This is a genomic window from Acidiphilium iwatense, assembly GCF_021556475.1.
Classification (GTDB): Bacteria; Pseudomonadota; Alphaproteobacteria; order Acetobacterales; family Acetobacteraceae; genus Acidiphilium; species Acidiphilium iwatense.
In genome coordinates, this window is the sequence record NZ_JAKGBZ010000072.1 from 1 (window position 1) to 10,758 (window position 10,758).

Genomic DNA, 10,758 nt, shown 5'->3' on the forward strand with positions numbered 1-10,758 from the left:
CTCGCCGTGCCAACCCGGGCCGCCTGCCGCCGCGCGCCAAACGGGACATCCAGCTGCGGCCCGAGATCCGCCGGGTGTGGGATGAGAATTTCCAGGTCTATGGTGTGCGCAAGGTCTGGCGACGCGCCGAGCAGACGGCGCAGAAGCCGAGTTGCCAGACCGCGCGCTCGTAAGTCTCGCCATATCGTCGAACGTCCTCATTAACGCAGAGGGGGCACCAGGCGCGCGACTGCCTGTGCCAACCTGATGGGTCCGGTAAACCCTGTATAGGGATTCGCAGCTCGGCGATTCGGGTTACGTCGAGGCGCGTTGCTTGCGCCAGGAGGTACTCCAGCTCCGCATCTGGCCTCCAATGGATCTCGTGGAATTCAGAATAATGGGCCCCCTCCGCGCGGGGCCCCCGCAGGCACCAAACCAGTTGCTCTGGCTCCAGGTCATAGCGCGCCGCGACACGGCCGATCCACGATCTCATCGCTTCATCGGCGAATGGTCTCGGCGCCACCGGGATCGACATAAGCGATGTCAAGCTCGGCGTGCCACTGCTATCCCCCTAAGTTGGGAACGCGTACCACGGCCGGGCGCCGCCACGCCATGCCAAATCTCCGGATCATCGAAGCTCGCAAGCTCGATTCGCTCTCGTCCGCTGCGGATGGCTGCCATTGCGGCACGCTCCACCGCCTTGCAAATGCCCAATGTGACTCCGCCCGACCGTTCCACCAGTATAGCCCGCAGCTTGGCAGAATCGACCGGCGATGGCTGGCGCAGTGGTAGGCTCCAGACAAGGCGGGTGACGAAATCTCGCAGGTCGTCGCCCAGTGTCCACAGTGGCAGCTCAATGTCGCTAAAACGACTACGCAGTTGCGTGTCTGACAGCAGAGCGTGTCGTGCTTCGGGTACACCGACACCGACTAATGCAAGCCTAAGATCGTTCGACAGGAACCGCAACAGCTGCAAGAATAATCGCTGCTGCCGCGGGGATCCCACCAACACCGAGTTGATCTCGTCGATCACCAGAACCCGCGCACCAATTTCGCGCAAAAGCCGGATTGCCGACGTGCGCAATTGACCGCCATTGCTCCAATATCGGACAGAAGGTGCCTCGATCGACTCAAGCACGCGATGGAAGAATTCAGACTCGGTCGGCTGTGGCGGCATCAGCACCACAACCACCGGCCGATGCTGTACGCCCGTCGCTTCATCAAAGCTGACCGCGTTTTGTCGCTCGAACTTGCGGATCAGCATTGTCTTGCCCATTCCGCTCTCGCCGAGGAGGAGCAGATTCTCCATCCGCTCACGTGGCGGTTGGTCGAACGCTTCCTGCAAGTAGCCGAGCAGACGGTCAACCGTGGCATGCTGGATCCAGCGCTCGGTAAGAATGTGAGCAATCCGTGCTTCGGCCTCTAACCGTGCGATTGGGCGCACGTCCATCGGCAGGTGGGCAAATTCGTCTACCGTCGCCATTCCCAGAACTCCACACCGCTGGTTGTACCCTCATCCGGCATCGGCACTTTGGCGTCGGGATCGTCGCCAGGGCTTGCCATGGGAATGTGTGATTGACTACGACTTCCAGTTACCTGGTCGGTGGCTAGGCTGGCGCGGACGACGGCCCGGCGCGCGCGCTTGCTCCGGTCATGCGCTTCAGCGAGGATACGACGCTGCTCCTCGACAACAGCAAAAATCGCGTGCTCGTCTACACTGCGTCGTCCGTTCTCCCGCAGGTGCTTGGTTGCAAAACGATGCTCCCATAGCGTTATCGGAGGGCGTCCGATGTCAGCATAAGGTACGCGCACATGGTCACCTGCCGGAAGTTCAACGAACACCGCGCTCAGATCGCGCGGGTCGTATTTCACGCGGAGTTTTGAGCTACCGCTCTCCACAATGTGTGCAAGGACACCGTCCTGATAGAAGACGTTGAACAACCGTATTCCGTCGCGTCGCACAACGCGCTCTTCAAATGGTAGAAAATCGAGGCGAAAAGCGTCCGGATCCGCAGGCTGGCGTATTGATAGGCCAGCAACGCCATCTTCCCATGCTGCCGCAGGCGTGCCCCCCAGAGCCGAGTGCACTTCATTGTGATAAGGACCAAGCACATCCAGAATAAGGATTCGTTCAAACTCTCGAAAAGAGAGCACAGCGCGGTTTTCAGATTGGTAGTCGCCACGCACAGCGACATTTGAGAATGTCGTTCCTGGCAGACCATGAACCCGACTCATGAGAGTTCCCATAAGGCGCTCGATATGTCCCCCAAACCGTGGTGTTGCCGGAGGGCGGTATTCGAGCCTGATGCCGTGCTGCTGACAACCACGCTCAAAAGCACGCGAGTGAAATTCAGCGCCGTTGTCCACGTGAATAATCTCGGGGATCCCGTGCGTAGGCCATATTAGGTTTATACCGATGTCTGCGAGTTGCTCTTCCTTCGGCAGCACCGCATGCGTGACCGCAAGACCGGCAACGGCCGCGCTGGGAGGATCGAGTGAAAGCGCAAGACCCACGACCATTCGGGTATGCACGTCGAGCACGGCCGTCAGCCAAGGGCGCCCTATACAGGCTCTGGTGACGTCGTCGACAAGCATGATATCAACTTTGGTATGATCGACCTGGACGATTTGCAGAGGACGTATCGGCCGAAGCCCGATTTTCACCTGACGTAGTCGATTATTCATGACTGCCGGACCGTCGCGAGCTTTTATTCGTTCGCGCAAACTGCGCGCCGAAACACGCGCCCTCAAAGCCTTCATTGACGGCGGCATCAGAGCGACCGCCATGCAATCATGCCGGACAAGACCAAGTAGCCGCTTAATCGTGGGCCGCTCACGCTTCAAAAAAATCGCGTCAATCGCCGACTCGATTACCGCTTCAACGGCAGGATCCAATCGTCGATGGCCTTTCGCCGAGCCTCTCTTCTTTGGCAAAAGAGATGCTGCGACAGGCGAGTTTCGAAATTTACGTATAAGCTCGTAAGACCCGTGTGATGCTTAGATTAAGCTGCTTTGCTGCAACGGAGGCATTGGAGACACCTATTTTGGGTCTCTCAGCGACAGGACGAATCACTGCTTCACGCCGAACCGCTTCGGTCCAATCAACATCGGAAACCGAGTTCAACGGCGGATTTTTTGTCTTGCTCACGTTCGTCTCCACGTTCGCACAGACGCCTCCGGTTAATTCGGATACTTTTATGACGAATCAGGGCATTTTACAATAAATTTAGGTATTCATAATAGATTGAAAAATCATGATTTAATTTTCAGGGAATTTGGTTCCGCGACACTCGCCGCCGGAATCGCCGCAATCCGGCGATAGAGTGTGTTGCGGCTGATGCCGAGACGACGTGCTGCGGCGCTCATATTGCCGTTGCTTGCCTCGATCGTGCGAAGGATGATCTGATCGGAATGATCGCGCAACGAAGCCGCGCCGCCGCTGTCTTTCGAACCGGCCTGGGATGCCGGGAGTGACCGAAGTTCCGCGACGGCCTCATCCGGCAGGTGCTGCCAGCCGATCTCGGTTTCCTCGGGATCGCACATCGAATTGGCGATACGCAGCAGGCTCGACAACTGGCGCAGATTGCCCGGCCAAGCATAGGTCCTGAACGCATCGAGCAGCGCATCCGACACGATCCGGGTCGGCCCCTGCCCCGCATCCTGGGCGAGAATCCGGGTGATCAGGGCGTCGAGATCGCTGCGATGTCGCAACGGCGGGATCGATACGCCGAGCCCGTTCAGCCGGTAGAACAGATCGGAGCGGAACCTGCCCTGAGCGATATCGGCCTTGAGATCGCGGTTGGTCGCACTGATCAGGGCAAAATCCACTGGCACCGGCCGGCCGGCCAAGGGTGTCACGATCCGCTCTTCCAGCACGCGCAAGAGGCGAGTCTGCATCGATAGCGGCATGTCGCCGATTTCATCGAGGAACAGCGTGCCGCCCTGGGCTTCACGGATGCGCCCGGTCGAGCCTTCGCGCCGCGCGCCGGTGAATGCGCCGGGGGCGTAGCCGAACAATTCCGCCTCGATCAGGTTTTCCGGCAATGCGGCGCAATTTACCGCCACGAAAGCGCCGCCCCGGCGCGGCCCGGAGTCGTGAATCGCCCGTGCCAGCACATCCTTGCCGACACCGGTTTCGCCGCGCAGCAATATCGGGATCGGTTTGTCCAGAACGCGCCGCAACTGGCCGATGGCGCGGGTCATCTGCGCATCGCCGGTATCGAGGGCGGCAAGCGCGTCGGCTGGCCATGCAGGCGACGGGGGGGCACGACGCGGCGGCCCGATGCGCGGGACTTCGAGCCGCAGATAGAGCCGTCCGCCGTCACGCCGGCGAATTTCCGCCACCTCACCTATGGGCCGGCAATCCCGTGCGAGCAGATCGCCGAAGCGGCAATCGATCGCATCGTTCACGGATTTCCGGCCCATATCGGCTGGGCGCAGCCCAAGCAGTTCGACTGCTGGCCGGTTCGCTCCGAGAATCCGTCCATCGGGCGTGATTGCGAGCACACCTTCGACCACCGTGCCGAGCGCCTGCGCCGAGGCATGGAAGCGGAGCTTGATATCGCGGACATGGCTGATCTCGAACATCCGGTTTTCGATCATCTGGGCTGCCGCCCGCACCAGCCCGAACGTATGCGGGTGGTAAATCCGGTAATCGCAGGAAATATCGAGCACGCCGAGCAGGCTGCCATCCGAGGCGGCGAGAGGCGCGGCGGCGCAGGCGAGAAATCCGTTGCGTTCGAGAAAATGCTCCGGGCCGTGGATCACCACCGGGGCGGCCTCGATCAGGGCGGTGCCGACCGCATTGGTACCCCGGTCGTTCTCCGCCCAGCATGCGCCCGGCCTGAGCGCCACCTGGGCCGCACGGTCGCTGAACCCCGGATCACCCACCGCATCGAGCAGGAAGCCGTTCTGATCGGAGAGCAGAATGATGCAGCCGGAATCGCGGATCTGCGAATGCAGATACTCGATGATCGGCCGGGCGCGCGCGGTCAGGCCGGATTGGCGTTCCATCGCCTCGCCCAGTTCCCGATCATCGAGATGCCGTGCCTCGTTGCGGGGGCGTTCGGGAGACAATCCGGCGCTGACGCAGCGCTGCCAGGAACGGGCGAGCACCGGGCTGAATCCGGGCATGGTGGCGATTTCGCCCCGCTCGCTCAGGCGGTTGCGCATTATCGCAAGATCCGGTGCGTGTGGCTCCATGGGCCGCTGCCTGCCTTCTTTCCACCCTGTTTGATGAAATTTTGATTGACCGGGACGATAGGTCGCACCGGAACGGGTGACAACGGTTATCCGCAATTTTGTCCCGTTTCGGGACAATGCCCCCGAACGAGACGCCCCGCGCCGCGCCGCGGGATGGCCGCATGCCACGAATCCCGCCTCCGCCAGGCAAACCGGTGTTGGCACGGCGGTTGCTTAGTCCTTGGCAATCATCAACGCGGCGCAGATATGGAGGAACGACCATGCCCGATGGCGCGATACGCCCGCTTGCTGAAACCGCCCCCGACGGTTTCAGCTTCAAAACCCGTTACGACAATTTTATCGGCGGCCGCTTCGTCTCGCCGGTGAAGGGTGCGTATTTCGGCAACGTCACGCCGATTACTGGCCAAGTTTACACCGAGATCGCACGGTCGACCGAAGAGGACATCAACCTCGCCCTCGATGCCGCCCATGGCGCCGCCGAGCGCTGGGGCCGCACCGCCGTGGCCGAACGCGCCGCCATGCTCAATCGTATCGCCGATGTGATGGAGCAGAATCTGGCCTTGCTCGCCTATGCCGAGACCGTCGATAACGGCAAGCCGATCCGCGAAACCAAGGCCGCCGACATTCCTCTCGCGATCGACCATTTCCGCTATTTCGCCGCCTGTGTCCGCGCCCAGGAAGGCAGCCTGTCGCAGATCGACGATACCACCGTCGCCTATCACTTCCAGGAACCGCTCGGCGTGGTCGGGCAGATCATTCCGTGGAATTTTCCGATTCTGATGGCCGCCTGGAAGCTCGCTCCGGCGATCGCCGCCGGCAATGCCGTCGTCATCAAGCCGGCGGAGCAGACGCCTGCCAGTATCATGGTGTTGATGGAGTTGATCGCCGATATCCTGCCGCCAGGCGTTCTCAACGTGGTCAACGGCTTTGGCCTCGAAGCTGGCAAACCGCTGGCATCGTCCAAGCGGATCGCCAAGATCGCCTTCACCGGCGAGACCACGACCGGCCGGTTGATCATGCAATATGCCAGCCATAATCTGATTCCGGTCACGCTGGAACTCGGCGGCAAGTCGCCCAATATCTTCTTCGCCGATGTCTGCAACGAGGACGATGCGTTCTTCAACAAGGCGATCGAGGGTTTCGTGCTGTTCGCGCTCAATCAGGGCGAAGTCTGCACCTGCCCGTCGCGCGCGCTGATCCAGGAATCGATCTACGACAGGTTCATGGAGCGCGCCCTGGCGCGGGTGAAGGCGATCCGGCAGGGCAATCCGCTCGACACCGCCACCATGATCGGCGCCCAAGCCTCCAGCGAGCAGGTCGAGAAGATCATGTCCTATTTCGACATCGGCCGTCAGGAAGGCGCCGAAGTGCTGACCGGCGGCGCGCGGGCGAGGCTTGGCGGCGAGCTGGCGGAGGGTTTCTATATCGAACCCACGGTGTTTCGCGGCCATAACCGGATGCGCGTGTTCCAGGAGGAAATTTTCGGACCGGTCGTCTCGGTCACGACGTTCAGGAACGAGGACGAGGCGCTCGGCATCGCCAACGACACGCTCTATGGTCTCGGCGCCGGCGTGTGGACCCGCGACGGCTCGCGCGCCTATCGCTTCGGACGCGAAATCAGGGCCGGCCGGGTCTGGACCAACTGCTACCATCTCTACCCGGCTCATGCGGCGTTCGGCGGCTACAAGCAGTCCGGCATCGGCCGCGAGACCCACAAGATGATGCTCGACCACTATCAGCAGACCAAGAACATGCTGGTCAGCTACAGTCCGAACGCGCTTGGATTTTTCTGAGATGGCCGGGTCCGTGCATATTGGCGGCGTTGCGCGCGTCGTTGCCACCAACGCCGCACTTGTCCTGATCGCCGAGTTGCGGGCGAAGCATGGACCCATCCTGTTTCACCAATCCGGCGGCTGCTGCGACGGTTCGTCGGCGATGTGCTATCGGCAGGACGAGTTCCTGACCGGCTCGGACGATGTCCGCCTCGGCGAGATCGGCGGCGCGCCGTTCCATATGAGCCGGCCGCAATTCGACTACTGGCGGCACACGCAGCTCATCATCGATGTGGTGCCCGGCACTGGTGGCATGTTTTCGCTGGAGAACGGCACCGGTCGGCGCTTCCTCACCCGATCGCGTATATTTACCAACGCCGAGGCGACGTCGCTTGAAGCTGCGAGCGTAACATGTTGATTTTTCTTAAGTTTTACTCAAACGTTTTGTGCAACCGTCGATCGGCAAGATCGACTTGAAGGGGAGACTGATATGACGTCCAGAAGGCCAGTCCTGAAGACGTGGCTGTTCGGCAGCACCCTGCTCGCGCTTGCGACGGTGGGCATTGCCGCCGCCCAGCCCGCCTATCCGCCGGTGACCCAGGCGCGGCTCGACAATGCCGGCCATTCGAAGGGTTGGCTGATGTTCAACCGCAGCTACGCGGGTGACGACTATGCGCCTTTTACCCAGATCACGCCGCAGAACGTCGGCACGCTAAAGGAGGTCTGGTCCTCGTCCAAGGTCGATATTCCCAATGGATTCGAGGATATCCCAGTGGTCAACGGCGACTACATGTTCGTCACCACGCCGCTCGACCACATCATGGCGTTCAATGCCAAGACCGGCAAGCTGCTCTGGAAATACGACTATCACGTGCCGAAAGTGGCGCTGAAAACGGTCTGCTGCGACGTCAATAACCGCGGCGTCGCGCTGTACGGCGACATGGTTTTCATGGGCACGCTCGACAACCATGTCCTGGCGTTCGACGCCAAGACCGGCAAACTTCTGTGGAACGTCTCCCTCGAGAAACCGGGCATCGGCTATTCGATCTCAGGCGCGCCGCTCGCCATCGACGGCAAGGTGATCATCGGCTCGGGCGGTGGCGAATACGGCGCGCGCGGCTTCCTCGCCGGGCTCGACGCCAAGACCGGCAAGGTATTGTGGAAGACCTATACCATTCCCTCTCCCTCCGAACCTGGCGGCAAGACCTGGCCGGTGGGCGCCTACAAGCATGGCGGCGGCAGCCCGTGGATGCCCGGAACCTACGCCCCGTCCACCCACGAACTCTACTGGGGCGTCGGCAATCCTGGGCCCTGGCTTGCCACGATGCGGCCGGGCCACAACCTCTATTCGGATTCGGTGATCGCGATGGACCCGGATACCGGCAAGATCAAATGGCACTACCAGTATACCCGCAACGACACCTGGGATTACGACGGGGTCAACACGCCGCAGCTGATCAATCTGAAATATGACGGCAAGACCTACAAGGCGATCGTCGAGGCGAACCGCAACGGCTATTTCTACGCGATCAACCGCGAGGACGGCCATCTGATCTACGCCAAGCCGTTCGTGCATGACCTGTCGATTCTCGGCATCGACAAGACCGGCCATGCGATCAACAATCCCAAGGTCCGGCCGGCACTCGACAAGCAGATCTTTACCTGCCCGAGTTTTCTCGGCGGCAAGAACTGGTGGCCGGGCGCGGTCGATCCCAAGACCAACATGGCCTATGAACCGACCCTGCACGCCTGCATGACGATGAAGGGCGTGCCGGTCAGCTACGCGGCCGGGCTGCCCTATCTGGGCGAAACCTTCCAGATGAAGCCCGACCCGGCCTCGCCGAACGAACTCGGCTCGATCCAGGCGATCGATCTGTCCACCGGCAAGCAGGTCTGGCAGCGCAAGACCAAGGAGCCATGGGATGGCGGCGCGATGGCGACCGCGGGCGGCCTGGTGTTCAGCGGCACCACCAACGGCAAGCTCTATGCCTTCGACGCCAAGACCGGCAAGATCTTGTGGACAAGCCCCGATCTCGGTTCCGGCATCATCGCTACGCCGATATCCTACGAGATCGACGGCAGGCAGTATGTCGCCATCTGGACCGGCTGGGGCGGCGTATGGCCGCTATGGTCCGGCAAGCTCGGCACGTCGCTGGCCAATACCCCGCGCGGCGGACAGCTGCACGTGTTCGCGCTCAATGGCTGATTTTCCCTTCACCTCCCGGCCGCGCAAGCGGCCGGGGCATTTTTTTGTCGCCCTCACCCTGACCCTGGCCGCGTTCACCGCGCCGGCAGCCGCTGCGCGCCTGAGTTTCTGCCTTGACAAGGCCAATCCGCTCTTCCCGATCGACCGCGCGGTCGCAACGGCAGTCGCCCAAGCCGATCATGCGGCGCCGCGTTTCGTCGTGATCGACACGCGCGACGGTTCTGACACGCTCGATGCCCGGAAACCGGCTTTCTTCGCCAAGCTTGCGACGCGCTGCGATCTGGTGATGGGCTTCCCGGTCGAAGCCGGCGATCCGACGTTGCCCAGGGGCGTGAAAGCGACCCTGGCCTATGCCGCGACCGGCTTCGTTCTGGCCAATATCGGCACGAAAGCGCTGTCCTTTGCCGGCCTGCCCGCGAAGACCAGGGTGGGCGTCGCCTACCTTACCGTGCCAACGACCTATTTCGGCACCGGCCATGGCGCCGCCCTGACCGAATACCAGTATTCCAGCCCGGCATCGCTGTATCGCGCGCTGGCGTCGCACAAGATCAACGCCGCCCTGATCTGGCAGCCCTGGCTGGAACGCCATCTCGCGGCCGCGTCGGCGAAAATCGCCCAGCACCAGCCTAACCTGCCGCACGCACGCTGGGATATCGTCGCTCTCTACCGCTCGGCGGCTTCGGCCGAAGCCGTGCGATTCAACTCGGCGATCGGCCGTCTCGGTCCCCGTCATCTTGCCGCCCTGATTGCCCCGTATCGACTTCCGCAATGACCGAAGCCCAGCAAGGATATCCGCCATGAAGCAATTCGCCGCCCCCGCGATTGTCGTCGCGACGCTCGCTTTGTTCGCCACGGCACATGCCGCTGCGCCGCCGGCGCTCTACACCCAAGCTCAGGCGACGTCGGGCCGCGCCGATTTCGAGACGCATTGCTCGATGTGCCACGGCAAGAATCTGCAAGGCATTTCCGGCCCGGCCCTGGTCGGGCAGAATTTTGCCGGCCCGTCCAACAATTACACGGTGGCGGCGATTTTCGACGAGCTCTCTCAGCAGATGCCCGCCGGCGCTCCCGGTAGTCTGACCAAAGCGCAATACACTGATATCATGGCGTTCATTCTGTCTAAGAACGGCTATCCGGCCGGCAAGACGGCGCTGACCTATGACGGTGCGCAGAGCTCGACCGTGAAACTGGTTTCGCGCGTCAAATAGGTGCGGCGAACAGCGCTGCCTCCGCCTCGCGTCGGCGCAACAGGCCGGGTAGCACGCGTCCATCCGCATGGTCCCACAGGGTGAATTGTCGGACCGCCCTGGCGAAATCTCCGGCATTGAGCAAGCGCAGCAGGGTCGAGGCGCGGAAATTGCCGGCACCGAGATTGTAGACGAAATCGATCAGCGCGGCCTGCTGGTTCGGGTTGAGCGGCACAGTGACTTGGCTCGTCACATCATCGAATGCCGACGTCAGGTCGCGCTCGACCAGAGCTAGTACCCCGAGTCGCTCATAGTGCGGGGTATAGCCGCTTCAGTTTGATGCGGGCGTTTGCGGTGGTGAAGTGCCAGTTGGCCTTGACGTGATCCCTATTGCGGGTGCGCTCCCATGCGGC

At 61.7% G+C, this 10,758-nt stretch carries 10 protein-coding genes and 1 pseudogene; 6 read left to right on the forward strand and 5 right to left on the reverse strand.

All coding sequences use genetic code 11. From position 1 onward, the window contains the following. Positions 1 to 125: pseudogene (locus L2A60_RS18845) on the forward strand (IS3 family transposase); the annotation flags it as partial. On the opposite strand, the gene L2A60_RS20980 reads toward L2A60_RS18845, so the two are convergent. From L2A60_RS20980 to L2A60_RS18860, 4 genes are all read right to left on the reverse strand, one after another. Continuing rightward, positions 98 to 514 (reverse strand): TniQ family protein, encoded by a 417-nt coding sequence (locus tag L2A60_RS20980; protein ID WP_407932572.1) that lies wholly within the window; start codon positions 512 to 514, stop codon positions 98 to 100. The pseudogene L2A60_RS18845 and the gene L2A60_RS20980 sit on opposite strands and share 28 nt — an antisense overlap. Positions 515 to 522: 8 nt before the next feature. Continuing rightward, a complete protein-coding gene (locus L2A60_RS18850) occupies positions 523 to 1,461 on the reverse strand; it encodes a TniB family NTP-binding protein (protein ID WP_235706013.1) in 939 nt (312 codons plus the stop codon). Further along, positions 1,449 to 2,873 carry a transposase family protein gene (locus L2A60_RS18855; protein ID WP_235706014.1) on the reverse strand — a complete coding sequence of 475 codons (1,425 nt, stop codon included), beginning with the start codon at positions 2,871 to 2,873 and terminating at the stop codon, positions 1,449 to 1,451. Before L2A60_RS18855 ends, L2A60_RS18850 begins: the two co-directional genes overlap by 13 nt. A gap of 357 nt (positions 2,874 to 3,230) precedes the next feature. Continuing rightward, the gene (locus L2A60_RS18860) at positions 3,231 to 5,150 is read right to left on the reverse strand and encodes a sigma-54-dependent Fis family transcriptional regulator (protein ID WP_235706015.1); all 1,920 of its coding nucleotides are present in this window, start codon (positions 5,148 to 5,150) and stop codon (positions 3,231 to 3,233) included. Positions 5,151 to 5,440: 290 nt separating this feature from the next. Here L2A60_RS18860 and adh point away from each other — a divergent pair, with 290 nt between their 5' ends. The 5 genes from adh (at position 5,441) to L2A60_RS18885 (ending at position 10,366) form a co-directional block, all read left to right on the forward strand. Further along, complete coding sequence (gene adh, locus L2A60_RS18865; protein WP_235706016.1) at positions 5,441 to 6,973, forward strand: aldehyde dehydrogenase; 1,533 nt, start codon at positions 5,441 to 5,443, stop codon at positions 6,971 to 6,973. A 1-nt stretch (position 6,974) separates the two neighbouring features. Beyond that, complete coding sequence (locus L2A60_RS18870) at positions 6,975 to 7,370, forward strand: DUF779 domain-containing protein (RefSeq protein WP_235706017.1); 396 nt, start codon at positions 6,975 to 6,977, stop codon at positions 7,368 to 7,370. A gap of 72 nt (positions 7,371 to 7,442) precedes the next feature. After that, a complete protein-coding gene (locus tag L2A60_RS18875; RefSeq protein WP_235706018.1) occupies positions 7,443 to 9,158 on the forward strand; it encodes a methanol/ethanol family PQQ-dependent dehydrogenase in 1,716 nt (571 codons plus the stop codon). Beyond that, positions 9,151 to 9,930, forward strand: coding sequence for a hypothetical protein (locus tag L2A60_RS18880; protein WP_235706019.1), 780 nt, complete (start codon positions 9,151 to 9,153; stop codon positions 9,928 to 9,930). The genes L2A60_RS18875 and L2A60_RS18880 overlap by 8 nt, the downstream gene beginning before the upstream one ends. Before the next feature lie 25 nt (positions 9,931 to 9,955). Next, positions 9,956 to 10,366, forward strand: a complete 411-nt coding sequence (locus tag L2A60_RS18885; protein WP_235706020.1) for a c-type cytochrome — start codon at positions 9,956 to 9,958, stop codon at positions 10,364 to 10,366. Here L2A60_RS18885 and L2A60_RS18890 read toward each other — a convergent pair. After that, a complete protein-coding gene (locus L2A60_RS18890) occupies positions 10,359 to 10,634 on the reverse strand; it encodes a lysozyme (RefSeq protein WP_329603607.1) in 276 nt (91 codons plus the stop codon). The two genes, L2A60_RS18885 and L2A60_RS18890, sit on opposite strands and share 8 nt — an antisense overlap. Between the last annotated feature and the right edge of the window lie 124 nt (positions 10,635 to 10,758).

Excerpts from the sequence above, each read along its gene's own strand:
- L2A60_RS18860 (WP_235706015.1), bottom strand. The coding sequence starts at position 5,150 with ATGCGCAACCGCCTGAGCGAGCGGGGCGAAATCGCCACCATGCCCGGA.
- L2A60_RS18885 (WP_235706020.1), top strand. The coding sequence starts at position 9,956 with ATGAAGCAATTCGCCGCCCCCGCGATTGTCGTCGCGACGCTCGCTTTG.
- L2A60_RS18880 (WP_235706019.1), top strand. The coding sequence starts at position 9,151 with ATGGCTGATTTTCCCTTCACCTCCCGGCCGCGCAAGCGGCCGGGGCAT.
- L2A60_RS18875 (WP_235706018.1), top strand. The coding sequence starts at position 7,443 with ATGACGTCCAGAAGGCCAGTCCTGAAGACGTGGCTGTTCGGCAGCACC.
- L2A60_RS18850 (WP_235706013.1), bottom strand. The coding sequence starts at position 1,461 with ATGGCGACGGTAGACGAATTTGCCCACCTGCCGATGGACGTGCGCCCA.
- adh (WP_235706016.1), top strand. The coding sequence starts at position 5,441 with ATGCCCGATGGCGCGATACGCCCGCTTGCTGAAACCGCCCCCGACGGT.
- L2A60_RS20980 (WP_407932572.1), bottom strand. The coding sequence starts at position 514 with ATGTCGATCCCGGTGGCGCCGAGACCATTCGCCGATGAAGCGATGAGA.
- L2A60_RS18870 (WP_235706017.1), top strand. The coding sequence starts at position 6,975 with ATGGCCGGGTCCGTGCATATTGGCGGCGTTGCGCGCGTCGTTGCCACC.